This is a genomic window from Hymenobacter nivis, assembly GCF_003149515.1.
Taxonomy (GTDB): Bacteria; Bacteroidota; Bacteroidia; order Cytophagales; family Hymenobacteraceae; genus Hymenobacter; species Hymenobacter nivis.
The window spans coordinates 4,152,559-4,179,434 of record NZ_CP029145.1; the positions used below are offsets into that span (position 1 = coordinate 4,152,559).

Below are 26,876 nucleotides of genomic sequence, written 5' to 3' on the forward strand. Positions count from 1 at the left end.
CGGAAGCCTAGCCTTCGGCCTGGGCCAGCCAGGCGTGGGCAGCGGCTTCGTCGGTGAAGGTGGCAATGCGGCAATCGGCGCTGGCGGCCGAAACTACGGCCGTGACGGCCCGTTGCGCCCGCAGCGGCGACACCAAAAACGCAATCCTCACCGGGGCTGCGTAGCGCCCCCGCAGTGCTGGCGCAAAAGTGGTGCCGAACCAATTATTCACGGCGGGCTCTACCACGTCTTCGCGGCGGCGCAGGTCGAGCAACCAGCGGCTGCATCCCGCCGCGTCGGCCGCCGTCAGCACGGCCTGGTAACCGGCTTGCAACTCCTGGGGCGTGATTTCACGCTGCCAGCGGGCGATGAGGGCCGGCAGGTCGGGGCGGTACACGAGGTCGAGGCCGTAATTGGACATAGCAAAGGCTAACGCGTGGCGCAAGGTAAGCGGTGGCTGCGATGAAACAAGCGCTACTTTGGGCGCAGCGCGGGCTACCTTTGCCCGGCGGGGCCACGCAGGACGCGCCGGCCCAGCGTTTTTGTATGGACCCTGCTTCGCCCGCGGCTTCCGCGGCCCCCCACGACCCCTACGCGGCCTTGCGCCTGCCCGATTTTCGCCGCCTGATTACCGCCCGGGTCTTGTTCTCCGTGGCCACCCAAATTCAGGGGGTGGTGGTGAGCTGGCAGATTTTTGAGCTCACCAAAGATCCGTTGGCCCTGGGCCTCATTGGGTTAGCCGAGGCCATTCCGAGCATCACGGTGTCGCTCTATGCCGGGCACGTGGCCGATTCGGTGCGCCGCAAGCGTATCATTGTGCCGGCTGTAGCGGTGTTGTTTGCGTGCGCCCTGGCGCTGTTCTGGCTGGCGCACCCGGGCCAGGCCGGCCTGCTGGCGCGGGGCCGGTTTCACCTGGGCGTTTTCAACGCCACGGTGGTGTGGCCGCTGTACCTGGTGATTTTTGTGAGCGGCATTGCGCGCGGGTTCATGGGGCCCGCGCTGTTCTCGTTCATGCCGCAGCTGCTGCCCGACCGCAGCTTTCTGCCCAACGCCGTGACCTGGAACTCAACTACCTGGCAGGCGTCGGCGGTGCTGGGGCCCGCCATTGGGGGCTTGCTGTTTGCGCACTTGGGCAAGGAGTTCGCCTACGGCACCGACGTGGTGCTGGAGGGCCTGGCGCTGGTGCTGTTCATCACCATTGCCAGCCGCGAACTGCCGCCCATCGAGGGCGAGCAGCTGGGCTTGAAGGAGAGCATTCTGAGCGGGGTCAAGTTCATTTTTGGCAATCAGATTGTGCTGGCGGCCTTGTCGTTGGATATGTTCGCCGTGCTCTTTGGCGGGGCCGTGGCGCTGCTGCCCATCTTCGCCTCCGACGTGCTGAAGGCGGGTCCCGACGCCCTGGGCTACTTGCGCGCCGCGCCTGCCGTGGGCTCGGTGGCGATGGCGGTGTGGCTTACGTTCTCGCCGCTGAAGCGCGGGGCGGGCCGCAAAATGCTGTGGGCCGTAGCCGGTTTCGGGGCCGCCACCGTGGCCTTCGCGCTGTCGACCAATTTGTACTTGTCGATGTTTCTGCTGTTTTTGACCGGAACCTTCGATTCCGTATCGGTTATCGTGCGCTCAACGCTGGTGCATACCTACACGCCGGAGTACATGAAGGGCCGCGTATCAGCGGTGAACAGCATCTTTATCGGGTCCAGCAACGAGCTGGGCAGCTTCGAGAGCGGCGCGGCGGCCAAGCTGATGGGTACGGTGCCCAGCGTGGTGTTTGGGGGCCTGATGACGATGGTCGTGGTGGCCGTCACGACCTGGAAGGCCGATAAGCTGCGCGGCCTGGAAATGGGCGCTGGCAAGAAATAGCCGCCCGCCGGGGCCTCACGGTGGCTTCTGAGCCAATAAAGTCGTTCAAGTAGAAAAAGAACGTCATGCAGCGCGTAGCGAAGCATGACGTTCTTTTTCTGTGTAATTTTTTGCTTGGGAACAACTCCAGCAATTTGAAATTCCTCTATTCGCAGCGCACGTAGGGCCGCAGCTTGGCCCAGTCGTCGGGCTTCAGGGTCGGGATTTGCTGCAAATCCTCGGGCTTGCGGTAGGGGCCGTGCTGCTTGCGGTAGGCCACGATGAGGCGGGCCAGCGGCTTGCGAATGTAGGGGTGCAGGTACAGCTCGTCGAACGAAGCGGTGTTGACGTTCACCAGCTGCGGCGCGAAGCCCGGCCGCACGAACGTGTACTTGCGCAGGCTGTCCACCAAATCGGGAGCGTCGCGCAGTACGAATATTTCGCTAAGCTGGTCGGCCCGCAGGTAGCCGCCGAGCTGGTTGCGGTACTGCACTACCCATTTGGCCCGGCCCGCGCCAATACCGCGGATTTGCATAAGTTGCGTGGTGTCGGCCGCGTTCAGGTCGAAAGGCTGGAGGTGCTTGGGCTTGCTAGGGAACTTGCTGGCGGCGAAGGGCGGGAACTTGCCCGGGGCCCCGGCGGCGTAGGCGGGCCGCTCGCCGCGGCCCGGCAGCGCCTCGGGCAGCTGCATAAATGGCGCCAGCCGCTGGTACACCGAATCTTCCAGCCCATACATTTTTTTGATTTGCGCCTTGGCGCGGAAGCCGCCCGCCGCGTCGCGGTACTTCACGATGCGCCCGGCCACGAAGTGCGGCACACCGCGGGCTTCCCAGCCCTCGGCTGTGAGGGCATTGGGGTCGAAGGGCCCCAGCGGTACTTGCGCCACGGCGGGGGAGCGCGCGGGGCGGTCGAAGGTGCGGGGGGCGTAGGCGCGGCCCGCGGCGCGGTTGGCGGCTAGGTTGGCCGCCAGTTGGTCGAGGCGCTGCTGGTCGGCGGCGGGCAAGTACTGGGGCTGGGCGGGGTGCCAGAGCAGCGGCAGCAGCAGGGCCGCGGCCAGCACGGCCAGCAGCCCCACCATGCCCCGGGCTTCGGCGCGCGAGTAGCCCATGTAGCGCCGCGCCCAGCGCAGGGGCCCCGCATCGGCCCAGGAGCGCCGGGGGTACGGCGAAGGTTTCATAGCAAATAGATTGAACACCAGTTGGAACGGGTGCGGAAGGGTGGAAGCGCTCGGGGCTTTAAGCAGCGCGCAGTTCCCGCAATGTTACGGGTTCTGTGGGATCCGAAATAGCGCTGGCGGCAACGGAATGGAGGTTTTGTAGCTACCAAGGTATTTCTTAGGCTAAGGGACACCTTTGGAGATAATTAAAAATCAAAAGTGTAGCAGTCAAGTTTTTAATTACATCCAAGAACTTTGAAATAGCTCTAGGGCCCTCAGCGGCCGGCGTGGGCCGCCACCCAATTGCCGATGATTTGCAGAGTGCTGGGCGCAAATGTTTCCTCGATGATGCCGTACTCGGCAACGGACCCGGTGGGAGCAGTTTGGAACAGGTGGTTGAGGCCGGGCAGCGCCTGCGTAGTCACGTTGCGGTTGCCGCCGGCTTGCAGGCCCTGGGCGATGGCCGCGAGGTTGGGGCCGGCTGCTACCTGCACGTCTTTCGTGCCGCCGAGGGCCAGCACCGGGCAGTGCACGCGGGCCAGAGTTTGGGCGGGGCGGTCGGCCAGCAGGTGGCGGTAGGCGGGCGAGAGCAGCACGTTGATTTGGCCATCGGCTCGCGCCAGGGCCCCCGGGGCCGCGCCGCCAGCACCCAGCAAGGGGCGCAGCTGGGCGCGGGCCTGGGCGTCGTTGGGCGTTTGCTCCACAATGTTCAGTACTTGGCGCTGCATTTTTTCGGCACTCTGCAATTGGGCTGGGGTGGCTCCACCCAGCTTGCCCAGGGCCAGCACCTGCTGCACAATCAGCTCATTACCGGGCAGGCCGGGGGCGGCCAGCAGCACCAGGAAGTTGGGGCCCTGGGGCTGGCCGGCGGCGGCAATGGCGGCGGTGCCGCCCTCGCTGTGGCCCAGCAGCCCTACGTGCGCCGGGGCAATTTTCGGCTGGGCCCGCACGAAGGCCAGCGCCGCCCGCGCATCGGCGGCGTAATCGGCGCTGGTGCTGGTGGCCTGCGAGCCGCCCGACTGGCCCACGCCGCGGTCATCGAAGCGCAGCACGGCGATGCCGCGCCGGCTGAGGTAGTCGGCCAGCACCCAAAAGGGCTGGTGGCCAAACAGAGTTTCGTTGCGGTCTTCGGGCCCCGAGCCCGTCAATAGCACCACCGCCGGGAAAGGCCCCGGGCCGGCCGGCGTGGTGAGGGTACCGGCCAGCACCACGCCAGCCCGGGCGTTGGTGAACGTCACATCGGCCGACTGGTACGGGAACGGCGGCTGGGGCACCTGGGGCCGGCGGGGGCCCGCTGCGCTGCCCGGCGCTGCGCGGGCCAGCGTGAGGGGCAGGGCCTGGCCGTTCTGGTGCCACGTGCCCATCAGCTGCTGCCCGGCGGCGGCGCGGCGGCCGGCAAAGTAGGCCCCGGCCTGCGGCAGGCGCAGGTACACGCTGTCGGCGGTGGGGGCAGTGAATTGCAGCGGCAGGCCTTGCGCGTGCTGCATGGGTACGTCGAGCGTGGCCGTGCGGGGGCCCCCGGCGGGGTCGGCAAGGTGGGCAGTGAGGGTAAGGGGCCCCAGCGCGCCGGTCCAGTCGCCGGTGAGGCTGGCGGGGGCTTGCGCGCAAGTACCCAAGGGCAAGGTCAGCAGGGCCGCGCCGGCCAGTAGCTTGCCGGCTCGCCGCGCGGCCTCAATAAGTAGTAATAATCCCACGCTGCAATGATACGGCCGGCCGCCGGGGCTTAGCCGCGGGCCCGGCCGTAGCGCACGGGTTTGTGCGGGGCGGCGCGCTTTACGGTCACGGGCAAGGGGGGGCCGGGTAGCTTGGTTTGGAGGGCCACCCACTCGCGGATGTTTTTCAGGGCCTCGGGCGAGAACGTGGGCTGCGGGGCCCCGTCCACCACCGTCCACTGGTCGGTGGGGGCCTCGAAGAGGTGGTTCACACCGGCCAGGCGCTGGGCTGTGGTGGGGTTGTGGGCGCGGTTCAGGGCCTTTTGTAACGGCGTCATGTTTTGGCGCACCGATACTTGCAAATCCTCCGTGCCGTTGAGCAGCAGCACCGGGCACTGCACCTGGGCCAGGCGGTTTTGGGGGTTGAAGTCGAAAAAATAGCGCGACCAGGGCGAGGTGAGCTGCGCGGCGCGGGCCCGGGCCATGCCCGCATCGAGGCCCGTATTGGCGCCGCTGAGCAGGGCCGTGACCTTGGCGCGGGCCGTGGTATTGTTGGCCGTTTGGCGCACCAGCCTCACGGTGCGGGCGAAGGCCTCCTGGGCGGCCTTCACCTGCGACGGGTCGGCCCCAATTAGGCGCATGATTTCACTTTGCTGACGCAACAGCACGTCGTAGCCCGGCTCGCCGTAGCCGGCCAGCGACACCACGAACGCCGGCGCCCGGCCGCTGGGGGCCCCGGCGGCCAGCAGGGCCACATTGGCCCCTTCGCCGTGCCCCACCAGGCCCACCCGCCCCCCTGATACCAGGGGCTGGGCGCGCAGGCAGGCCAGGGCGGCCTGCGCATCGGTCACGAGGTCGGCCGTGGTGGCGGTGGCGTAGGTGCCCTCCGATTTACCTACGCCGCGGTCGTCAAAACGCAGTACGGCGATGCCGTGGCGGGTGAGGTAGTCGGCCAGCTGCCCAAACATGCGGTAGCCTGACACCTCGGCGTCGCGGCCTTGGGGCCCCAGGTCGGAGAGCAGCACCACGCCCGGGAAGGGCCCCTCGCCGGCCGGCACCGTCACGGTGCCGCTGAGGTGCTCGCGGGTGGCGGAGTTGAGGAACGTGACGTCGGTTTCGCGGTAGGGCGGTGCGGCGCGCAGGCGGGTGGCGGCCTGTTGCGCGGCGGCGCGCACCAGCACCAGCGGCGCCGTCAGGCCCGGCTGTGTCCAGGTGCCGCTGAGGCTGGCCCCGCCGTTCAGCACCTTGCCCACGAAGCGGCTGCCAGCCTGCTCGATGCGCAGCGTGAGGTCGTCGCCCTGCACTTCCACCGCCACCGGCATCCGGCTGATGCGCTGCTGCGGGGCGTCGAGGGCCGCGTAGTAGCTACCGTTGCTGAGCGGCACGATAGTGATATACAGCGTAATCTCGCCGCCGAGCAGCTTCAGGGGCCCTTTCCACTGGCCGTTGAGGGGCGCGGGGCCCGCTGGTGGCCCCCCCGCCGCATGGCCCGGCTGCCCCAGCGAGGTAATGAGTAAAAATGCAGCGAGTATAAATTTAATCATGAAATAACTATATAAAAAATACCTTAGGAAGACCAGCAGGAATATTTAGGGCTTAAAAATACAAGAAATAAGTCACTGGCGAGCAATTTATCGGCGAATGGCGGTTGGGGCTGTGTATTGAGCTGCGTGGCGGTGGCCCAGCGGCGGCGGCCTTCCTTTGCGGACGCGGGCGGAAGCGGCCCGCGCCCGCAACCTTTTCCCCCCTGCCCGCTGTTAGCCTGTCTATGCCCAAAAACGACGCTTTGCAAGTGGCTGCCCCTGCGGCCGACCCGATTGACCAGCTCGACCCCCGCGAGTTCATCCTCATCAAAAACGCCCGGGTTCACAACCTGAAAAACCTGAGTGTGGCCTTGCCCCGCAACCAGTTCATTGTCGTCACGGGCCTCTCGGGCTCGGGTAAATCCAGCCTCGCCTTCGATACGCTGTATGCTGAGGGCCAGCGGATGTACGTGGAAAGCCTGAGCAGCTACGCCCGGCAGTTTCTGGGCCGCATGGACAAGCCCGACGTGGACTACATCCGCGGCATTTCGCCGGCCATAGCCATCGAGCAGAAGGTCAGCATCAAGAACAACCGCTCGACGGTGGGCACCAGCACCGAGATTTACGACTACCTCAAGCTGCTGTTTGCGCGGGTGGGGCGCACGTACTCGCCCGTGAGTGGCGTGCAGGTGCAAAAGGATAACGTGGCCGACGTGGTAGATTTTTTGGGGGCCCTACCCGAGGGCACCCGCGCCATGATTCTGGCCCCGCTGCCGCCGCTGGCCCCGGGCCGCACCCTTATTAAGGAGCTGGATTTGCTGCTGCAAAAAGGCTACAGCCGCGTGGTGGTAGGCGGCGAAACGGCCTTCATCGAAGACCTGCTGGCCGTGGGGGCCCCTGAGCCGAAAGGGGAGGTGTTCATCATGATTGACCGCGCCGTGCTGCGCCCCGGCGATGAGGACCTGCTGTTTCGCCTCTCCGATTCGGTGCAGACTGCGTTTTTCGAGGGCCACGGCACTTGCCTGTTGCGCCTGAATGATGACGAGGCGCGCACGTTCTCCGACAAGTTTGAGCTGGATGGGATGACGTTTGAGGAGCCGAGCGTCAACTTCTTCTCCTTCAATAACCCGTATGGGGCTTGCCACACCTGCGAGGGCTTCGGCTCGGTGCTGGGCATCGACGAGGATTTGGTGATTCCCGACAAGAGCATGACCGTGTACGAAGGGGCTACTCTACCCTACTATTTTAGTTACTTTATAATGAGTTAGTTGATTGATAATCCATCGGAACACAGCATTCATGTTGGCGGTAAATACCGGGTCGGTGCTGCGGCCGGGCCGCGTGTACTGGCGCAGGGCGTTGAGGCCGTGGCGGCCAAAACTGGCGCGTTTGTAGCCGTTGTTCTTCTGGGGGATGGGTTGCACTTTTTCGTGCAGGCGGGTGCCCACGCTCACGCAAAGCGCGTAGGCCAAACTCACCAGGCCCACGAGTTTTTTGAGTTTGTCCCGGCAACGCAGGTGCGTGGCCCGCAAGGCAAAGCCCCGCCCTTTCAGGTTCTGGAAACAAGCCTCAATCGTCCAGCGCTTGCGATAGAACTGGCCCAAAAAAGCCGGGTTGGCCGTGCCGAAGAGGAAGAGGTACTCGCCCCCGGCCAAGGCCGTGACCTGCGCCCCGCCCCAAACCCCGTCGACTTGGCACACGGGCAACTGGCGGCACTGGCCTGGCCGCAGGCCCCAGTCGGCCACGGCGTGACGACGGCCTTGGGGGTCGGTGAGCAGGTGGTGCTTGGGCAGACGCATGACGAATAATATGCCCTTGTCTTTGAGGTATTTGAACCAGGCATGGCCCACAAACTCGCGGTCGCCCACTACCAGCCCCACGCGGTCGGGGCCCAGCACCCGCAGGCAAAAATCCAGTAGCGCCGTGCGGTCGGCGGTGCCGGAGTTGCCGCTGCGGTTGTCGAGCAACTCCCAGCACAAGGGCCAGTGGCAATCGCCCCGGCCCACCGTCACGAGCAGGATGTTGACCTGGCAGCGGCCGAAGTCCCACTCCGTGCGGTCGATGCACAGGCGCAGCTTGCCCGTGCCCGGCAAGAGGCCGACGAGCAACACGGCCAAGGCGACGTAATCCAGGTCGGCTTCGCGGAAAAAGTCTTGGATGCGCGTCTCGTTCGAGGCCAGTTTCACGCCGTCGTTGAGGTGCTGCGCCACCTCGCAGAATTGCACATTTCGGCTTTTAAAGAGGCCGAGCACGAAGCGGGCCACGAACTTTTTGCGGGCCAGGTTCCGCACCAGCGGGACCGAATGTAAAAGGGTCGTAATTTTGACCACGAGGCGTTGCTTCACGGGAAGGAGCGCATTTGGTAGTTGAGGAACTCCAAAGGTCGGGCCTTCCCGTTTTTATGCCCGATTTTTAGTAGGGTAGAGTACGAAGGGGCCATTGCGCCTTGGCGCACCGAAAAGCAGGGTGAGTGGCTGAAGCCGCTGCTAAAAAACGGCATCCGCTTCGACTTCCCCATCCACCGGCCCTACAGCGACCTGAGCGAGGCCGAGCAGCGCCTGCTGTGGACCGGCAATAAGTACTTCCAGGGCCTCGACGCCTACTTTAAGTGGGTGAGCGAGCAGAGCCACAAAATCCAGTACCGGGTGCTGCAAAGCCGCTACCGGGGCCGCACCGTGTGCCCTGACTGCCGCGGCACCCGCCTGCGCAAAGACGCGCAGTACGTGAAAATTGACGGCCGCAGCATTGCCGACGTGGTGCTGCTGCCCATCTCGGGGGCCCTGGAGTTCTTCGCCGGCATGGCCCTGAGCGAGCACGAAGCCAAGGTGGCCGAGCGCCTCGTCACGGAAATCACCAACCGCCTGGGCTACCTCAACCGCGTAGGCCTGGGCTACCTCACCCTCAACCGCTTGAGTAATACGCTGAGCGGCGGCGAGAGCCAGCGCATCTCGCTGGCCACGTCGCTGGGCTCGGCGCTGGTAGGCTCGATGTACGTGCTCGATGAGCCTAGCATCGGCCTGCACCCCAAGGACGCCGAGCAGCTCATTGGCGTGCTGCGCTCGTTGCAGGAACTTGGTAATACTGTAGTAGTCGTCGAGCACGAGGAAAAGATGATGGAGGCCGCCGACCAGATCATCGACATCGGGCCCGAGGCCGGCAGCGGCGGCGGCCACCTCATGTTCCAGGGCACGTACTCCGAGCTGCTGCGCGACACGGCCACCTACACCGGCAAGTACCTCAGCGGGGCTATGGCGGTGCACGTGCCCGCCGTGCGCCGCCCCTGGCGCAACGCCCTGGAGCTGACCGGGGCCCGCGAGAACAACCTCAAAAACGTAAGCGTGAAAATCCCGCTCGGCGTGATGACCGTCGTTACGGGCGTATCGGGCTCGGGCAAGTCCACGCTCATCAAGCGCATCCTGGCTCCGGCCCTGATGAAGCAGCTGGGCGGCGGCGCGGGCGAAAGCACCGGCAAGTTCGACAAGCTGACCGGCGTGCAGGGCCAGGTGTCGCACGTCGAGTTCGTGGACCAAAATCCAATCGGTAAGTCGTCGCGCTCGAACCCCGTTACCTACGTGAAGGCTTACGATGCCATCCGCACGCTGTTTTCTGAGCAGCCGCTGGCCAAGGCGCGGGGCTTCAAGCCGTCGCACTTTTCCTTCAACGTGGATGGTGGGCGCTGCGAGGTGTGCCAGGGCGAGGGCCAGGTGAAGATTGAGATGCAGTTTATGGCAGACATCTACCTGACCTGCGAAAGCTGCGGCGGCCGCAAGTTCAAGCAGGACGTGCTGGACGTGAAGTTCCAGGACAAAGGCATTGACGAAGTGCTGGAGCTGACCGTGGCCGACGCCGTGCAGTTTTTCAAGAGCCAGCCCAAAGTAGCCGAGCGCCTCCAGCCGCTGGAGGATGTGGGCCTGGGCTACATCCGCCTCGGGCAATCGGCCAACACGCTGAGCGGCGGCGAGGCCCAGCGCGTGAAGTTGGCCTCGTTCCTCACCAAAGGCGCTACGCTTCAGCAGGATAAGATTCTGTTCATCTTCGACGAGCCCAGCACCGGCCTGCACTTCCACGACATTGCCAAGCTGCTGGGGGCCCTAAATGCGCTGATTGAGCAGGGCAACTCGGTGCTCATCATTGAGCACAACGTGGACATCATCAAGTGCGCCGACTGGCTGATTGACCTGGGCCCCGAGGGCGGCCTCAACGGTGGCCACCTGCTCTTCGAGGGCACACCCGAGCAGCTGGTGAAGCTGAAGGACACCAACCACACGGCCCGCTTCCTGGCCGACAAAGTATAGGCCCGCATGCAATTAGGCACCGAAGCCACCGTGGTGGTGGGCACCCCCGATACGCTGCTGGTGAGCACCGCCGCGGCGGGAACGGCGCAGGTTATTTTTGAGGACGATGGCACCACTGGCTATTTCTGCGCCGTGGCGCCGGGGCCCGAAACGGTCATCCTCGACGCGCTGCACGTGGCCGATGTGGCCGATGTGGCCGACCGGAGCATCCCTGTGGCTGTGCAGCTGTTCTGGACCGTGGGGGAAACGGCGGCCGCGCTCGTCATCAACGGCCACTGCCACGCGCTGTACGATTTCCAGCGCCGGGCCGGGTTCTGCCGCAACGCCTTCCCGCCGGCGCCCCACGGCCAGGTGCCCAAGCGCGAGCTGACCGACGAGCTGGTGGAACAGTACTTCGGGGCCTAGCCGGCTACTGGCTGCGCCGGCGCATTTCCTGCTGCCGCATGGGCATCTTGTCCACCGTGCCGAACAGGTCGTCGGGCAGCAAGGGTTTGGCGCTGCTGCGCTTGGCTCCGCCGTCTTTGCCCACCAGCACCACACCGAACGCGGGTGGGTGCAGGCCCAGGCGCTGCACTAGCTGGCGGTCGGCGGGGCTCAGCTGGTCGTAAAACACGTCCAGCACCTGGAAGTCGCGCGCTTGCAGCTGGTCGGCGGCCGCGGCCAGCAGGGCTTTTTGGCGCTTGAAGTCGGGGTGCTCGGTGCTGGGGGCCCCCACCAGCAGGAAGCGGTGCTCGCCGCGGCCGGCACGCAGGGCCTGCTGCAACGACGCCGCAGTGGGTGTTTGGGCCGCCGCCCAGGGCAGGGCCCCCAACAGCGCGGCCAGGAGGAAACAGAAATGTTTCATGGTGAATTGTTTCTTAGCGAAGAGCCGTTAACCTTGTGGTCCTGCCGGGCCACGCAACGCCAACAAAAAGCGCCGGCCTTTTCGTTTGATGGCCGGGTTCGTCGGTAGAAAGCCGTTGTTGGGCGAGTAGGGCTCGGAACTGGGCGACTGGGCGATGAGCCAATCAAGCCTGGGTTGGTGTTTTGTTCGTAACTGTTCTTCTTTCTTGTCTCTCTAGCCATGTCCTCCGCCCATTCCCACCCGCCCGACCTTTACGCAACTCCCGAACGCTCGGCTACCGGCCGCGCGTGGCGCTGGCTGGCGGCGGCGGCTATTTTTGGCAACATTTTTCTCAATTACTACTCCAACACGCATCCGCTAAACGGGCAAACCATGGGCGCCGTGTCGGCCAAATACCCGACGCTGCTGACGCCGGCGGGCTATGCGTTTAGCATTTGGGGCGTGATCTTCCTGGGCCTGACTATTTATGCGGTGTGGCAGCTGCTGCCCGCCCAGCGGCTGCTTTCGCTGCCCGACGCGCTGGCCAAGCCCCTGGCCCTGGCTAACGTGGCCACCGGCGCATGGGTGGTGCTGTTTGCCTACGAGCTGATTTTGCCCAGCGTGGGCGTGATGCTGGTCATTTTAGGGACCCTTATCACGGCCTACGGGCGGGCCCGGCGGCGGGTGTTGGCCCAGGCGGCCCCGGCCTGGGCCAGCTTGCCGGTGGCCCTGTACCTGGGTTGGATTTCGGTGGCGTCGGTCATCAACGTCACCACCGGGTTGCAGCAGCTGGGCTGGCAGCCCGTGCAGGGCGGCGCCATTGTGCTGGCGCTGGGTATGTTGGTGGTAGTGGTGGCCCTGGCGCTAATTATTAGCCGGGTGTTTCAGGAAGTGGCGTTTCCGCTGGTGATTGCCTGGGCCCTGGTGGCTATCTGGCGTGCCCAAATAAATGAGGTTCCCGAGCTGGGTTGGGCCGCGCTGGCCGGGGCTGCCGTAGCGGTCATTGGCGGCGTTGCACTGTCGCGGGTGGGCCGCCGCCGGCAGCCGTGGGAAATTGCCACTACCGCTGCCGAAGCCCAAATCGCGGACCTGGCCCGCCGCCGGGCCGCGGCCGCGGCTGCGCCGCCCACCCAAAATCCTGCATAGCGTGCGCCGCGTAGCTTTGCGGGGTCTCACCCTCACTTTGTGCTATGCGTCAAAAACTCGTTGCCGGCAACTGGAAAATGAACCTCATCTACCCGGGGGCCCTCGCGCTGATTTCAGAAATCATTGACCAGTTAGGTCCGGCCGCGCCTACCGACCCGGTGGTAGTGGTGTGCCCCCCGTTTCCGTTCCTGGCGGGGGTGGGTGAAAAATTGCCCAAAGGCGGCACCGTGCACCTGGGGGCCCAAAATTGCCACCAGAAAGAAAGCGGCGCCTTCACCGGCGAAGTAGCCGCTCCAATGCTGGCCTCGGTGGGCTGCGAATACGTGATTCTGGGCCACTCGGAGCGCCGCCAGCAGTTTCGCGAAGACGACGTGCTGCTGGGCCAGAAGCTGAAGGCCGCCCTGGCCGCCGGCCTCAAGCCCATTTTCTGCGTTGGCGAGTCGCTCGAAACCCGCGAGGCCGACGACACCTTCGATTTCATCGGCAAGCAACTGAAAGACGGCTTGTTCCACCTCAGCAACGAGGAGTTTGCCCAGGTCGTCATCGCCTACGAGCCCGTGTGGGCCATCGGTACCGGCAAAACCGCCACCAGCGCCCAGGCGCAGGAGGTGCACGCCTTCATCCGCGAGCAGGTGGCCCGTGCCTACACTGCCGCCGCGGCCACCGACGTGTCCATTCTCTACGGCGGCTCGGCTAATGCCCAGAACGCCCGCGAGCTGTTCGGCCAGCCCGACGTGGACGGCGGCCTCATCGGCGGCGCTTCGCTGAAGGCGGCTGATTTCGTGGCCATCGTTCGGTCGTTCTGAGTTGTCAGGTAAAACTGTTACAGCATAAAAAGTGGTCATGCTGAGCCTGTCGAAGCACCTCTCCCGCGTAGGTAATCCTGCTGATTGGGTTAATTACACGGGAGAGATGCTTCGATAAGCTCAGCATGACCGCTTTCTTTCTCTTCATTTAAACAGGCTCTAAGCACCAGGGCCCGCTTTTTGCCTTGGGGGCCCGTAGCTTTTTCACCCTTTAACCACCTGCCCGCCCGTGTTTTTCTCCTTTCTCTGCGCGGCGCTGCTGGCGCTGGGGCCCCCGCCCACGCCGGGCGCCGGGGCCCCCAAGCTGGAAGCCCGCCGGCCAGCCCCCGCGGCCCGGCGCGGCTCTGTTGATCCGTGCAAAGTGTACGGCTCCATTTACCTCGAAACCGACCCGACGCGGCGCAGCGGCTGCTTCGGCATCGTGTACGTGGAGCCCGACCAGGCCTTTGCCGATTTGCTGGTATTCAAGGAAGCCAACAAACTGTTTGCCGACAAGGCCGGGCTGTGGGCTGAAGCCCCCAACCGCGACTTTGCCGACTACGTGCTGTTCGTGACGCCCACCCGCGGCCTGGCCGATTTCACGATTCACTACACGCCCGCGCGCTCCTTTGCTGGCTGCAAAACGCAGTAAAATAGTTGGTTAAGTACGCGAACCGTTAGCGAGCCACCTCCGTTGGGAGGCGGCTTTTTCGTGGTAGGCCGCTGTGGGGCCCCGGGGTAGCCGGGCCGCCGTATTTTGCCGCCGATGGAACTAGAACTACGCCACCTCGCCAAAGCCTTTGGGCCCAAAACCGTGCTGCACGACCTGAGCCTGACCGCTCGCACCGGCTACTGCGTGGGCGTGCTGGGCCGCAACGGCGCGGGCAAAAGCACACTTTTCAACCTGCTCACCAACGTGCTGCTGCCCAGCCAGGGCCAGATCGTGGTCGACGGCGCGGTGCTGGGCGAAACCTTCCCCATAGCCGTGAAGCGCCGCATGGGGGCCCTCGTGAACCAAGGCTACTTGGTGGAGGAGCTCACGGCCGAGGAGTACCTGCAATTCGTAGCCCGCATTTATGAGCTGCCGGATGCCCAGGCCCGCATTGCCAGTCTGCTGGCCCACCTGCTCGAAGACTACGACACCGTGCGCCGCAAGCGCCTGAGCACGTTCTCGACGGGCATGAAGCAGCGCGTGGCCATTGCCTCGTGCCTGCTGCACCGCCCCGAGCTGCTGATTCTGGACGAGCCCTTCAACGGCCTCGACGTATTTGCCGCCGACCGCGTGCTGAGTTTGCTGCGCAGCTACCAACCGCAGGCCCTCACCTTCGTCTCGTCGCACAACCTGGCCCACATCGAGCAGCTGGCCACCCATTTGCTGGTGATTGACGGGAGCGAAGTGAAGTTCTGGGGTACCATGGAGGAGTTTGCGCATGGCGAGCGCGCCGCCCTCGGCGATGCTCTGCTCCAGCTGCTGCACCCGGCCACCAACCAAACCCAGGACCTGACATGGCTGACCGCGCAACGCTAGGGCCCCCGGCCCCGGCGGGCCGGCTCGGCCACTTCCTGCCCTACCTGCTGCGCCGCCGCCTGCGGGCCGTGCTCTGGCCCGGCGATGGTGGCGAGCGCGCCGGGATCCTGCTAGTGCTGGGGCTCACGGCTTTCTACGGCGTAGGGTTGGGCTTCTTGCTGAACCACACCAACGCGTTGGGCTCGGTCAAAGGCTTCGACGAGCTACTGCTGGGCCTGAACGCTACCTTGCTGGCCTCAGCGCTTTTAGTCGATTTTCTGCCCGCCATGCGCTCCATTACCCGCGTGGTGCCGGAGCATTTTCCGGTTTCGGCCCGCTGGAACGTGGCCGGAGCCTTCCTGCTCGATTTTATCACCCTGCGCCGGCTGCTCATCCTCACGCTGCTGCTGGCGGCGCTGGCCGTGGCGCCCCGGCAGGCCGGCGCCACAGGCTTTAGCTTGCTGCTGGTGCTGGGCGCCACGGCGTTCAGCTTCAACTTACGGCTGCTGCTTACACTGCGGCGCTGGCGGCACCCGCTGCTGCTGGCCCACCTCGCCAGCCTGGGCCTGATGCTGTGGTGGCTGGCCCACCCGGCCGCGCCATATGCGCCGGCGCTGGGCCTGGGCATGGCCCTGCTGCCGTGGGCGCTGGGGGCGGTGCAGCTGGCTTGGCTGGGGCCCTATTTTAGCTCCCGCTTCCTGCCCGATGTGGCGCCTCCGGCAGCAGCTGGGGCCCCGGCCGGAGCCCTGCTGAGCCGCCTGCTGCCCGAGCAACGTGCCTACCTGCGCCGGACGTGGGGCATGCTGCTGCTGGGGTTCGTGCTGAAAATTCTGCTGTTGGGCATCGCTCGCTGGCAGCTGGCCGATGGGATGGGCCCCAGCACGCAGTACACCTTTTACCTGGGTCTGGCGGGCATCAGCGGCTTCACGTACATCAATAATAACCTGTTCGGCTTCATGCGGGGGCTGGCGGCTAATGAGCTGCTGCGCCTGGGCCTGACGCCGCGCGTGCTACGGCTGTACCTGCGCCTGGTGGTGCCAGTGGTGGCGCTCGATGGCCTGCTGGCTGTGCTGCTGACGCTGGCGCTGTTCCCTAGTACGGTGTGGCCCTGCCTGGGGCTAGTGCCGCTCTACGCCCTGTCCCTCACCAGCTTGGGGCTGTGGAGCTCTCTCTACCAAGCCAAGGTGGTGAGCAAGGCCGTTAATTTTTCTAACGCCAACAAAAACAACAGCATGCTGATGGGCCTGGTGACTGTGGTCGTGGCGGCCGCGCTGTACTTCGTGCCGTGGTGGTGGGCCCGGGTGGCGCTGGCGGCGGTCGTTACGGCTTCTGCTTACTGGCCCATCCGGGCAGTGCTGCGCAACGATGGGGCCCTGCGCCGGCGGCTGTGGCGCGGCATCGGGGCGTAAGAGCAGGTATATTATCATGCCAAAAAGCCCTTTCGTGACTTACGAAAGGGCTTTTCATGTTCATGCAGTGGCTGCTGCCATCTATGGGCCCGGTTCTGTTTGATGCTGGAAATCAACCTGGCAGGTATCTCCATTGGCGGCCTCGTGCGTCTGGGAACTGCGCGGCCCGGGCCCCGCCGTCGGGCGGCGGGGCCCGGGCCCTTTTGTGCCGGGCGCTGGAGTGGCCCATTTACTCCGCGCCGGATTTACCGCAAGCCTTCTGCGGCCTTCAGCGCTTTCTGCAAATCCCCCATCGACTTCTCGTAGTCGCCAAAAGGTAGGTTCTTGAATGTGCCCTTTACCGTATGTTCCTCTAGTTTGAGAAGCGCCCTCGGCCGGCCCTGATACTCGACCTGTTGTAGGGCATTCGTTACGAGCCGGTACACCAGCGACTGAAACGAGCCGTCGGCGGTGCCGCCCCCCACGCGGGTAAAAACCAGCTGGCCCAGCGGCCGCCCCCGCAGCTCCTGTAGCCACTGGCCCCGATTATGGATAACCAAGGCGCTAAGCGGGGCATCTGCTGGAATGGGCACGAAAAATGGCGCGGAAAAACCATCCAGGTCGTCAGGGTTCGCCCGTTCCTTGCCGGGCTTGGGGCAAGTTGCCCGTTATCAGCACGGCCGATGCGGTGTCGAAGATAGCGTATTTACCCACGACCAGCGGCGCTTTCAGGCCCCCAAAAATCTGAACCGCTACCTTATCCGCTTCAAAACCCATCGTAAAGCCTCCTTTTGCGCTGAGCATAACCAGGGTAGCCGACTGCACCGGCTGCGCTTCGCCGTCGATGAGTAGTGTATTAGGATGCGCCGGCCGCGCCGGCGTTTGCGGGGGCAGGGGAGGGGGCCCCAGCGTTGGCTGGGGCGGCAGCTTCCCCGTTGGCCAGAGCAGTGCCGCCCTCCTGGCAAGCCAGCAACAGGCCCAGCGAAAGCACACCGATTGCGCGTGCCCGCGCCCGAAAAGGCCGGGGCGCGGTCGCATCAGGCGCATATTGGGCGGGGCAGAGAGTAGCAGGCGAAACAGGAAAGACGGGCATGGGCGAAGGCGGGAAAAGGGCGTTTTAATCGTCGGTTTGTACGGGGCTTGCCGCTACAGTTTCACCAGTTCCACGCGGCGGTTTTTGGCCTTGCCCGCTTCTGTCGTGTTCTCGGCCAGCGGCTTGGTTTGGCCAAAGCCGGCCGCTTGCAGGCGGCTGGCCGCAATGCCTGCCTGCGCAAGCGCCGCCACCACCGCTTGGGCGCGGGCCTCGCTTAGCTGCTGGTTGTGGGCGGGGGTGCTGGTGTTGTCGGTGTGGCCCTGCACGGCCAGGCGCAGGTCGGGGCTGTCGGCGAGCAGTTTCTGCACTTCAGCCAGTACGGGCTGGGCATCGGGCCGCAGGGTGGCCTTATCCGGGTCGAAGTTGAGGTAGAGGGCCACGTGCCCCTCCGTTGCTAGTTTTTTTTTAAATCGGCGGCGGGCATCGCAGTAGTTAGTTTGGGCATCACGGCTTTTTCGACCACATCAATCCCGTAATCACCTCCTGGCTGACTATTTACCTGCACCCATACCTCTTTGTTTTTCTGGCGGATGAGGTACGTATCGCTGGCATCATTGTCGCTGGAACCGAATCCATGGTGCTTATAAAATTCATCGCTCCCAATTTTATCGACGGCTTCCTTCGGAATCGTGCCCGTCCACACCTTCACGGCGCCCAGTTTCTTGAGCAGGTTCTCGAAGTTGCGGTCAATCGCCAGCTCAGATACCGCTTTAGTGTTTTCACCCGACCGTTCCGCATCAAATAAACGGCGCGATACCTTGCCTTCGATGGCCAGGAGAGTTTTTCCGTCGTACACGTAGGTCCGCTCAAAATCGTACTCCTTGCTATTGCTGGTGTTGAGGCTGAACCCTTTAAGCCCGGCGATGTACGGAAATCGGCCTAGGTTAGCCGTCGAAACGGGAACCGTGGTGATGTCAAACGCGGCCGCTGGCGCAGCGGCGGTGGCTGGCGAAGTCTCGGCGGGAGCGGTGGCCGTTTCGGTGGCCGCGGGCGGGGCAGTAGCGGTCGTGGTGGGCTGGCTGGCTTGCTCGGCGGCTTGGTCTTTGTGGCCGCAGGCGCTGAGGCCGCCAGCCAGGGCCAGGGCAGTGAGGAGAAGACGGGGTACTTGGCGCATGAACGGGGAATGAAGATGGTTTGTGGCGGCAAACATAGCAATGTCTTGTGAATCGGAATCCTGGCAAATCCATTACAGCCGTTTGTAGCGACTTTTGTGCATTGTTAACTTATTGCTCCGGTACGCCGCATGGATTTTATTGAACTGACCGTTGAGGCCCCCCGCGAGCTGGCCGACATTCTGGTGGCCGAGCTGGGCGAAGTGGGCTTCGATACCTTTGAAGACAACGACGCCGGCTTCTGCGCCTACACCACCGAGGCCGCGTTTGACCCCGACGGCGTGGCCGAAATCATGGCTCGCTACGAGGGTCTGGGCGAGCTCAGCCATTCGCACCGCGTCATCACCCGCCAAAACTGGAACGCCGAATGGGAGAAAAACTTCCAGCCGCTTATCATCGCCGAGCGGGTGTCGGTGCGGGCCCCGTTCCACCCCAAGCCCGCGGGCGTTGACTACGACATCGTGATTATGCCGCGCATGTCGTTCGGTACGGGCCACCACGAAACCACGGCCCTGATGATTGAAAACCAGCTCGATATTGACCACCGCGGGCTGCGCGTGCTCGACATGGGCTGCGGCACGGGCATCCTGGCCATCATGGCCGAACTGCTGGGGGCCCGCCAGGTGCTGGCCGTCGACGTGGAGCCCTGGACCGTGGAAAACGCCGCCGACAACGCCGCCGAAAACCAGTGCCGCACCATCGAATGCCGCCTGGGCGGGGTGGAAGTGCTGGCCGGCGAAGCGCCGTTCGACCTTATCCTGGCCAACATCAACCGCAACGTGCTGCTCGAAGACATGCACGCCTACGCCACCCTGCTGCCCAGTGGCAAGCCCATCTTGTTCAGCGGCTTCTACGAGGAAGACTTGGATAAAATAAAGAATGAAGCGACGCGACAGGGCCTGGTTTACCAGCGCCACCGCACCCTGCGGAGCTGGGTGTCGGCACTTTTCGTAAAAGCTTGAGAAAATTATAACATATCAAGATATTTTGCTTAAATAATTGATAATAAATTAGTTGAAATATAATAATTAGAACCCCGGGCACGTTTTGACTGGTGCGGCGCGTTGCCGCGCCAGTTGGGCGACCTGGGGTGCAGGGCAGATGTCCCGGCAATTCCCGAAATTGTAGCCCGACGCTGCACCTGCGCTATCAATCCTTGGGGCGCGGCGGGTTTTAGATTGCTATTGCTATGAGATATCTCTTTGTTGTGGCCGCGTTGGCGGCAGGTGTGTGGGGCAGTGGGCGGCCGGCGGCGGCCCAAACGGTGCCGGCCGCCAAGGCCGCGGCCATGCCGCCCACGGGCACCGTCCGCGGTAAGCTTTCGTCCGAGCCCGCCCAGTTTATTGTGGATGTGCAGGCCATGCTGGCCAGTACCAACAATGCCCCGGCGAAGGCCGTGGGGGCCCAGCTCCAGCAGCTTTGGGGCGGCGGCAGCTTCACAGGGCCCCAGCAGGCGCGCATCGTGGCGGTGTCGCAGGCCATGCTGGCTAAGAAATTCCGGCCCCGGCCGCAGTTCGAAACGTTTTTCCGGGCCCTGGTTGGCGCGGCCACCACCGCCAAGCTGAGCCCCGCGCAGCTCGACCAGTATCTCGACGTGCTGGCCCAGACGCTGGACAAGGAGCCCGTAATGGAAACCGATAAGTTCCTGACTTCCAGCAGCCGCTTCCTGAACGGCGGTTACCTGTACCGCTCGGGCTTCAACTCGCTGCGGGCGGCGGGCGGTACCGTGTCGTTTGCCTATTCACCCATCGCGGCCCCGGTTTCCAACCTGGAATTTGGGGCCCCCGCTCCGGCGAAGAACGAACCGCTGCCGGCCGCCAAGCCCGCGGCCAAGCCGGCCGCTAAAGCCGCTCCTAAGGCCGCCGCCAAGCCCGTGGTCAAAAAGAAGAAGTCCAGCAGCGGCTGGGATACATCCGACCTGTGGTCGTCGCCGGCGGCCAGCAGTGGCTGGGGCGACAAGGACGACGGCTGGGGCAAGGCCGACGATGGCTGGGGGGGGGGCGCCAAGAAAAAAGCGCCCGCCAAAAAAGCCGTAGCCAAAGCCGCTCCCAAAGCCGGGGCCCCCGCCAAGGCCGCGCCCATCAAGCCCACCGAAACCGCCAGCGCGCCGGCCGCTAACCCCACCGATTTTGCCCCCAGCTCGGCCGGCTTCGAGCCCAGCGCCAGCTACGATACCTACTCGCCGCCGCCTACCCGGGGCGCCGTGCTGGTGGTGAAAGGCGCTGATTTAGTGATGGCTACGGCCGGCGACTCGGCGGTGCTGCACCAGGTGAGCGGCACGGCGGTGCCCGGCACCAGCCGCTTCGTGGGCACGGGCGGCCAGTTTGACTGGACGATCAAGAATAACCCCGTGACGGCCGTGCTCGGCGGCTTCGACTTCGACCTGAGCAAGCCCGAGTTCACGGCCCAGCCCGTGATGCTGACCTATGCCGCCCTGCTCGAAGCGCCCGTGAAGGGGGCCCTGAGCTACCACAGCGCACGCCGCAAAGCCGGCGCGCCCGACAACGGCTACCCGCGCTTCATCTCCCTCACCAACGACGCCCGCCTGAAAAACCTGGGCGGCAACATTGCCTACCGTGGCGGTATCTCGCTGGCCGGCAGCCGCTTGCTGAGCGCGGCGCTCGACGGTTCGCTGGCTACGCTCGTGGTGAGCGAGGGCGGCCAGCGCAAGTTCCGCGCCGCCTCGCGGGCCTACATCCTCAGCGACTCGGTGATTACGGCCGGCCGCGCCGCCATCACCATCTACCAGGGCCAGGACTCGCTGACGCACCCCGGCGTGGCGGTGCGCTACCTGCGCGATAAGCAGCAGCTGCGCCTCTCGCGGGAGGATGGCCTGTATAAGAACACGCCCTTCAACGACTCGTACCACAAGCTCGAAATCCGCTCCGAGCAGCTGACCTGGGACCTGCACCAGCCCACTATCGACTTCGCGGTGCTGACGGCTAAGAACCAGCAGACGGCCGACTTCGAGAGCCAGGAATTCTACACCGATTCGCGCTACCAGCAGATTAAGAGCATCAACCGGCTGCACCCGCTGCAAATGCTGGTGGGCTACAGCCAGGCCCACGGCAACGCCCGCACCCTGAACGTGAGCGACATCGCCACCGATCTGAGCACGGCCGAGGGCAACTTGCGCAGTGCCATGGCCGGCCTCGCCCGCGAGGGCTACGTGCAGTGGAACGGCCAAACCGGCAACGTCACCATTCTGCCCAAGGGCCTGCACTACGTGGCCTCGGCCCGCGACCGGAAGGACTACGACCACCTGGCCATCAAGTCGTTGTCGGGCGCCGGGCGCAACGCCACGCTTAACCTGGCCACCAACGAGCTGCTCATTCGTGGGGTGGACCGCTTCAACTTTACCGACGACTCGCTGGCCGTGTACGTGCGGCCCGACAGCAGCTTGGTGCGGGTGCAGAAAAACCGCAACATCAAGTTCAGCGGCACGGTGGTGGCAGCGGCCATGCGATTCAAGGGCAAGGAGTTCGCCTTCGATTACGACGGATTTTACGTTGACATGGCCAAGATTGACTCGATGGTCATCCGCAGCCAGCCCAAGAAGTTGGCCGGCAAGAGCAACAACGGCAAGCACTTCGATTTTGCCCTCACCAACCGGGGCAAGGTGTCGAGCGGCCGGCTGTTTTTGAATGACCCGCGCAACAAGTCGGGCCGCAAGAAAAAGCCCAACTTCCCAGCCTTCGATTCCAAGACCGGGGCCAGCGTGTTCTTTGGTAAGCAGGACGTGCTCGGGGGCGCCTATGATTCGACGATGGTTTTCGACATTCCGCCGTTCCGCCTCGATTCGCTTAACAACCTGGGCCAGACGGCCAGCGGCTTCGACGGCACGTTCCGCAGCGGTGGCATTATTCCCGATATCAAAACCAAGCTCACGCCCCAGCCCGACGGCTCGCTCGGCTTCGTGTACGACGTGCCCAAGGAGGGCTTCCCGCTCTACAAGGGCAGGGGGCGCGTATTCAATAAAGTGAAGCTCGACAGCCGGGGCTTACAAGCCGACGGCACGGTGAAGTACCAGAGTGGCACGTTCACCTCGGATCGGTTCACGTTCTACCGCGACTCGGTGGTGACGGAGGGCAAGACCGGCGAAATTGCGGCCCGCAACTCGGCCGGCGTCAACTCGCCGCGCATGGCCCTGCCGGCTGGCTACCTCATGAACTGGGTGGTGAAGGCCGACTCAATGTACCTGACCACACCTCGCACCGGGGCCCCCATCAAGCTCTACGCCAACGACGCTTACAGCTTCCGGGGCCGGGCGCTGCTCACGCCCAAGGGTACTGGCGGCGACGGCCGCCTCGACGGGCCCCAGTCATTCATCCAGTCGCCCGACTTTACTTTTAAGACCGACGGCTACAGCGGCCGTAAGGCCACGCTGAGCGTGAAATCGGCCGAGGCCAACAAGCCCGCGCTTACCGCCAACGAGGTGGCGTTCCAGTACGATTTGAAGAAAGGCTACGCCGATTTCTCGCGCGAGCCCGACAGTAAGGCCAGCATCGACCTGCCGTACTCGCAGTTCCGCACCACGCTCAGCGGCGGGCGCTGGGACTTCAAGAAAAAGCAGGTGCAACTGCGGGTGGCCCCGGGGGCCGATTCCACCAAGTCGTACTTCTACGCCACCGGCAAGGCCCAGCACGGGCTGAAGTTCCGGGCCGCTACCGGCGTATACGACCTGGCCCGCTACCGCCTGCAGGCCGGTGGCGTGCCCTACATCGCCTCCGCCGACGCCTGGATTGTGCCCGACTCGGGCCGGGTGAGCATCCTGGCCAACGCCCAGCTCACAACCTTGCGCAATGCAGGCGTGGTGCTCGATTCGCTGGCCAAGTTCCATCACCTCTATAAGGGTAACATCAAGGTGGTGTCGCGCAATGCTTTTACCGGCGACGCGCTATACAGCTTTAAAACGTTGCGCGACTCGTTCGCCCTCAAGTTCACCAATTTCGCCAGCGACTCGGCGGCGGCGGGTACGGTGCGTAAGAGCGGGGGCCTGTTCCGGAAAAAAGCGGTGGCAGCCGACGCGGCGGGCCCCGCCCAGGGCCTGCCCACGGTGGCCGTGGCCACGGTACAGACGAACACCAAGTTTCTGCTGGCCCCGCGCATCGGCTACCGCGGCGATGTGAAGCTGAACTCGCAGCGGCGGGGCCTGATTTTCGACGGCCAAGTGCAGCTGCAATTCGGCAAAGACCTGGCCCGGGCCCAGTGGTTCCCGGTGAAGGATAGCATTGATCCTAAGAATATTACGCTGACGCTGCGCGACGCTAAAACCGAGGACGGCTCGCCCCTGTTAACCGGCCTGTTCCTGTCCGACCAGTCGAACAGCGTGTACCCGCTCTACGCATCGGCGATACCGAACGATACGGACGTACCGCTGTTCACCGTGGACGGCAAGCTGCACTACGACGCCAAGCAGGGCCTGTTCACCATCTCGCGCAACGACCTGACGGACGCCAACCGCTACGATGGCGCCGTGATGACCTACAAGGACTCGACGGGCCAGGTGGGCTTTCGGGGCCCCCTCACGTTCATTAAGTCGAGCAAAGAGTACCGCATGGTGGGCAGCGGCGTGGGCGTGGCCAACCCCGACAGCGCCGCCTACCGCGTGGACGCCCTGTTGGGCCTCGACATTACGATGCCTGCCAAGGCTCTGGAGGTGCTCGGTACTGAAATGGTGGCCGTGACCAAGGGTTCGCCCGAGGCTCTGGACGGCTCGCCCAATGAGCTGTACAAGCTGGGCGAATTTGTGGGCAGCAAGGGCGTGGAAACCTACCTGAGCAGCAAAGGCCAGGCCGTGGCGCTGGCCAAGCTCAGCCCCAAGCTGGCCCACACCCTGCTGCTGAGCCGCGTGAACCTGCGCTGGAACGCCAAGAAAAAAGCCTGGTACTCGGTGGGTAAAATCGGGGTGGCCGGCGTGGGCAAGCAAAGCCTGAACGCGCTGGTGGACGGCTACGTCGAAATCAAGCGCAGTAACTCGACCGATGAGGTGGAGATTTACCTCGAAGCCGGCCCGCAGGACTGGTACTACTTCAAGTACGCCAACAACCTGCTGCTCACCAAGAGCCAGAGCGACAACTACGACAACGAAATCACGAAGGCCCAGAAGGGTGACTACAACACGGCCCTGAGCTACGGCGTGTTCCTGGGCGACTTCGGCGACGTGGACGGCTTCCGCAGCCGCTTCCAGCGCGACTACCTGGGCCAGAGCGGCAAGCTGGCCGCCCGCGCCGCCGCCCCGCCCAAGGCCGAGGAGCCGATGGTGGACACCGGTAAGAAGAAGAAAAAGAAGAAAGGCGACGACGCCTTTGGCGCGGATGGGGCCCCCGTGGCGGCCGATGGGGCCCCCGCCCCGGAGCCCACCGGCAAGAAGAAGAAAAAAGCCAAGGACAACGACCCTTTCAGCAGCGGCGAAATCACCGACGCCAGTATCCTGCCGGTCGAAGAGCCATCCAAGAAGAAGAAAGACCAGGAAGCCGCCGCCACCGAAGCCGCCGCGCCCGTGGAGGCGGCCCCCCGGAAGAAGAAGAAAGCTAAGGGCGACGATGCCTTTGGCGACGCCGAAACCACGGGCACGGCCGCCACGCCCGCGGCTGGGGCCCCCGTGAAGAAGGTTGCCGTGCCGGCCGCCGCGCCGGCGGTTGCCACCCCGGCACCAGCCGCCATTACCCCCGCGGCGGTTCCTGGGGCCCCCGCCGCTACGGCAGTGGATTCCGTGCGCAAGGCCGTGGGGGCCGCCGCGCCAGCGCCGAAAGAAGGCGTGGCTGCCCAGGCGGCGGCGGCTGCGCCTGCTGCTGAGGAGCCCACCAAGGAGTCGAAGAAAAAGAAGAAGGACCGGGAGAAGGAGCAAGCCGCTGCCGCCGCTGCCGACGCGGCCCCCGCCGAGGCCCCGGTGGACGAGGCCCCGAAGAAAAAGAAGAAGAAGAAGGGCGCTACTGAAGACCCCTTCGGTGATTCGTAAGCCCGCCGAGAAAGGCCCTGCTGCAGTGCAGCAGGGCCTTTTTTGGGGCCCCGGGGGCGGTCGGGGGCCCGGCGTACCTTTGCCCGGCTATGAACATTCCTTTGCTGCTGCTGGCACTGCTGGCGGCGTACCTGCTCGGCTCCATCCCTACGGCGCTGTGGGTGGGCCGCCGCTTTTTTGGCCTGGCCGACATCCGCCAGCACGGCTCCGGCAACGCCGGGGCCACCAACACCTTCCGGGTACTGGGCAAAAAAGCCGGTTCGGCCGTAATGGCCATCGACGTGCTGAAAGGCTACGTGGCCACTGCCTTGCCCGCGTGGCTGGCGGTGGCCCCAGCTGGCTCGGGGCCCCTGCTGTATGCGCAGCTGGGTGCCGGGGCCCTGGCCGTGGTGGGGCACATCTACCCGGTGTGGGCTCAGTTCCGGGGTGGTAAGGGCGTGGCCACCATCGTGGGCATGATGCTGGCCATTGCGCCGGCTACGGTGGGCGTGTGCATCCTGGTGTTTCTGGCCATGCTGGCACTGTTCCGCTACGTGTCGCTGGCCAGCATGACGGCCGGCCTGGCCTTTGCGCTGCTCCAGCTGCTGCCCATGAAGCCTTTCAAGCCTGACCAGTCGTTTATGCTAGGAGTGGGCTTTGCCATCGCCATCCTGCTCGTGTACACCCACCGCGCCAACATCGGGCGGCTGCGCGCCGGCACCGAGAGCCGGGTGCCCATGCCCTGGGCCCGGTAGCGTCTTCCCAGAGGCAGGAAGACGCCGCCAAGCTGCTTCGCCCTTGCTCCCCGTTCCTTATTTCCCACTCCCCCAATGTCCCCCTTTCCCCGCCTCGAAACTCCACGCCTGGTGTTGCGCGAACTGGCCGATGCCGACGTCCCGCGCATCGTGGCCCTGGCCAGCGACGAGGCCGTGGCCCGCAACACCCTCAACATGCCGCACCCCTACCGCCCCGACTATGCCCAGAACTGGCTGAAAACTAGCCGGGAAGCGCACGCAGTAGGCGCGGGCATCACGTTTGCCATCGAGCTGCGGGCCACCGGCGAATTCATCGGGGGCATTGGCCTCAAAACCGAGCCGCGCTTCGACCGCGCCGAGGTGGGCTACTGGCTGGGCGTGCCCTACTGGAACCAGGGCCTGATGACCGAGGCCCTGGCCACTGTGTTGCGCTACGGCTTTGACGACTTGCTGCTCAATAAAATCCTGGCCAACCACACCACCCAAAACCCGGGCTCGGGGGCTGTGATGCTGAAAAACGGCATGGTGAAAGAGGGCGAGCTGGTGGAGCACGTAAAGCGCGATGGCCAGTACCACACCCTGGCCCAATACCGTCTCACCCGGCGTGAGTACGCGCAACGCCTGGCCCGGGTCGGTGTCCTTTAGGCACTGGAGTTGTTGTTGAATAAAAATTGCACAAAAAAGAACTTCATGCAGAGCGTAGCATCTCTTCCGCGCAACTAATCCTGAATACTGGCGCCGGAATGATGATTCGTCGCTGCTTGATGCGCAGAATGCTCTGCATGACGTGCTGCTTTTCTTCTAATTCAGGAATAAGGCTGTTTCATTTGAAGCCCGCTGGCGCAATTACTTTTGCCCAACTTTTGCTGATTTCCCACCATTACCG

Annotated in this window: 21 protein-coding genes and 2 pseudogenes; 13 read left to right on the plus strand and 10 right to left on the minus strand. The window is 64.5% G+C overall.

Going from position 1 to position 26,876, the window contains the following annotated elements:
• Positions 1–7: 7 nt before the first annotated feature.
• On the minus strand, positions 8–400 hold the full coding sequence (locus tag DDQ68_RS18445; RefSeq protein ID WP_109657622.1) for an STAS/SEC14 domain-containing protein: 393 nt from the start codon (positions 398–400) through the stop codon (positions 8–10).
• Positions 401–525: 125 nt separating this feature from the next.
• Between DDQ68_RS18445 and DDQ68_RS18450 the strand changes: the two genes are divergently transcribed.
• Positions 526–1,836: an MFS transporter gene (locus DDQ68_RS18450; protein ID WP_109658508.1), complete on the plus strand. Its 1,311-nt coding sequence runs from the start codon at positions 526–528 to the stop codon at positions 1,834–1,836.
• A gap of 145 nt (positions 1,837–1,981) precedes the next feature.
• Here DDQ68_RS18450 and DDQ68_RS18455 read toward each other — a convergent pair whose 3' ends face one another.
• The 3 genes from DDQ68_RS18455 to DDQ68_RS18465 all read right to left on the minus strand — a co-directional run bounded on the left by DDQ68_RS18455 (position 1,982) and on the right by DDQ68_RS18465 (position 6,167).
• Positions 1,982–2,992, minus strand: coding sequence for a ComEA family DNA-binding protein (locus tag DDQ68_RS18455; RefSeq protein WP_109657623.1), 1,011 nt, complete (start codon positions 2,990–2,992; stop codon positions 1,982–1,984).
• 254 nt (positions 2,993–3,246) lie between these two features.
• On the minus strand, positions 3,247–4,665 hold the full coding sequence (locus tag DDQ68_RS18460; protein WP_109657624.1) for an alpha/beta hydrolase: 1,419 nt from the start codon (positions 4,663–4,665) through the stop codon (positions 3,247–3,249).
• Positions 4,666–4,694: 29 nt separating this feature from the next.
• Positions 4,695–6,167 carry an alpha/beta hydrolase family protein gene (locus DDQ68_RS18465; RefSeq protein ID WP_109657625.1) on the minus strand — a complete coding sequence of 491 codons (1,473 nt, stop codon included), beginning with the start codon at positions 6,165–6,167 and terminating at the stop codon, positions 4,695–4,697.
• Between the two features lie 224 nt (positions 6,168–6,391).
• Between DDQ68_RS18465 and DDQ68_RS18470 the strand changes: the two are divergent.
• A pseudogene (locus DDQ68_RS18470) lies at positions 6,392–7,387 on the plus strand (excinuclease ABC subunit UvrA); the annotation flags it as partial.
• On the opposite strand, the gene DDQ68_RS18475 reads toward DDQ68_RS18470, so the two are convergent.
• Positions 7,379–8,491 carry a transposase gene (locus DDQ68_RS18475; protein ID WP_109656069.1) on the minus strand — a complete coding sequence of 371 codons (1,113 nt, stop codon included), beginning with the start codon at positions 8,489–8,491 and terminating at the stop codon, positions 7,379–7,381. The pseudogene DDQ68_RS18470 and the gene DDQ68_RS18475 overlap by 9 nt on opposite strands.
• A gap of 81 nt (positions 8,492–8,572) precedes the next feature.
• On the opposite strand from DDQ68_RS18475, the pseudogene uvrA reads away from it, so the two are divergent.
• Together uvrA and DDQ68_RS18485 are read left to right on the plus strand one after the other, a co-directional pair.
• A pseudogene (gene uvrA, locus DDQ68_RS18480) lies at positions 8,573–10,441 on the plus strand (excinuclease ABC subunit UvrA); the annotation flags it as partial.
• 6 nt (positions 10,442–10,447) lie between these two features.
• Positions 10,448–10,846, plus strand: a complete 399-nt coding sequence (locus DDQ68_RS18485) for a DUF2251 domain-containing protein (RefSeq protein ID WP_109657626.1) — start codon at positions 10,448–10,450, stop codon at positions 10,844–10,846.
• 4 nt (positions 10,847–10,850) lie between these two features.
• On the opposite strand, the gene DDQ68_RS18490 is transcribed toward DDQ68_RS18485, so the two are convergent.
• Entirely contained in the window at positions 10,851–11,285 is a 435-nt protein-coding gene (locus DDQ68_RS18490) for a DUF4174 domain-containing protein (RefSeq protein ID WP_109657627.1), read from the minus strand.
• Between the two features lie 219 nt (positions 11,286–11,504).
• Between DDQ68_RS18490 and DDQ68_RS18495 the strand changes: the two genes are divergently transcribed.
• The 5 genes from DDQ68_RS18495 (at position 11,505) to DDQ68_RS18515 (ending at position 16,111) form a co-directional block, all read left to right on the plus strand.
• Positions 11,505–12,410, plus strand: coding sequence for a TspO-related membrane protein (locus DDQ68_RS18495; RefSeq protein WP_109657628.1), 906 nt, complete (start codon positions 11,505–11,507; stop codon positions 12,408–12,410).
• A gap of 44 nt (positions 12,411–12,454) precedes the next feature.
• On the plus strand, positions 12,455–13,216 hold the full coding sequence (tpiA, locus tag DDQ68_RS18500; protein ID WP_109657629.1) for a triose-phosphate isomerase: 762 nt from the start codon (positions 12,455–12,457) through the stop codon (positions 13,214–13,216).
• 229 nt (positions 13,217–13,445) lie between these two features.
• Positions 13,446–13,847 carry a 7(1) septoil knot domain-containing protein gene (locus DDQ68_RS18505; protein WP_109657630.1) on the plus strand — a complete coding sequence of 134 codons (402 nt, stop codon included), beginning with the start codon at positions 13,446–13,448 and terminating at the stop codon, positions 13,845–13,847.
• A 114-nt stretch (positions 13,848–13,961) separates the two neighbouring features.
• Entirely contained in the window at positions 13,962–14,723 is a 762-nt protein-coding gene (locus DDQ68_RS18510; RefSeq protein ID WP_109657631.1) for an ABC transporter ATP-binding protein, read from the plus strand.
• On the plus strand, positions 14,702–16,111 hold the full coding sequence (locus tag DDQ68_RS18515) for a hypothetical protein (protein WP_109657632.1): 1,410 nt from the start codon (positions 14,702–14,704) through the stop codon (positions 16,109–16,111). Before DDQ68_RS18510 ends, DDQ68_RS18515 begins: the two co-directional genes overlap by 22 nt.
• 245 nt (positions 16,112–16,356) lie before the next feature.
• Here DDQ68_RS18515 and DDQ68_RS18520 read toward each other — a convergent pair whose 3' ends face one another.
• The 4 genes from DDQ68_RS18520 to DDQ68_RS18530 all read right to left on the minus strand — a co-directional run bounded on the left by DDQ68_RS18520 (position 16,357) and on the right by DDQ68_RS18530 (position 18,297).
• Positions 16,357–16,683, minus strand: coding sequence for a hypothetical protein (locus DDQ68_RS18520; RefSeq protein ID WP_162550241.1), 327 nt, complete (start codon positions 16,681–16,683; stop codon positions 16,357–16,359).
• A gap of 31 nt (positions 16,684–16,714) precedes the next feature.
• On the minus strand, positions 16,715–16,894 hold the full coding sequence (locus DDQ68_RS23545; RefSeq protein ID WP_211320172.1) for a hypothetical protein: 180 nt from the start codon (positions 16,892–16,894) through the stop codon (positions 16,715–16,717).
• Between the two features lie 342 nt (positions 16,895–17,236).
• Positions 17,237–17,563, minus strand: a complete 327-nt coding sequence (locus tag DDQ68_RS18525; RefSeq protein WP_109657634.1) for an OmpA family protein — start codon at positions 17,561–17,563, stop codon at positions 17,237–17,239.
• A gap of 14 nt (positions 17,564–17,577) precedes the next feature.
• Positions 17,578–18,297: a hypothetical protein gene (locus DDQ68_RS18530; protein ID WP_109657635.1), complete on the minus strand. Its 720-nt coding sequence runs from the start codon at positions 18,295–18,297 to the stop codon at positions 17,578–17,580.
• Between the two features lie 129 nt (positions 18,298–18,426).
• Between DDQ68_RS18530 and prmA the strand changes: the two genes are divergently transcribed.
• From prmA to DDQ68_RS18555, 4 genes are all read left to right on the plus strand, one after another.
• Complete coding sequence (gene prmA, locus DDQ68_RS18535; RefSeq protein WP_109657636.1) at positions 18,427–19,257, plus strand: 50S ribosomal protein L11 methyltransferase; 831 nt, start codon at positions 18,427–18,429, stop codon at positions 19,255–19,257.
• A gap of 227 nt (positions 19,258–19,484) precedes the next feature.
• On the plus strand, positions 19,485–25,256 hold the full coding sequence (locus tag DDQ68_RS18545) for a hypothetical protein (RefSeq protein ID WP_162550242.1): 5,772 nt from the start codon (positions 19,485–19,487) through the stop codon (positions 25,254–25,256).
• 89 nt (positions 25,257–25,345) lie between these two features.
• Complete coding sequence (gene plsY / locus DDQ68_RS18550; RefSeq protein ID WP_109657639.1) at positions 25,346–25,990, plus strand: glycerol-3-phosphate 1-O-acyltransferase PlsY; 645 nt, start codon at positions 25,346–25,348, stop codon at positions 25,988–25,990.
• A gap of 75 nt (positions 25,991–26,065) precedes the next feature.
• On the plus strand, positions 26,066–26,635 hold the full coding sequence (locus tag DDQ68_RS18555) for a GNAT family N-acetyltransferase (RefSeq protein WP_109657640.1): 570 nt from the start codon (positions 26,066–26,068) through the stop codon (positions 26,633–26,635).
• The last annotated feature ends 241 nt before the right edge of the window (positions 26,636–26,876 follow it).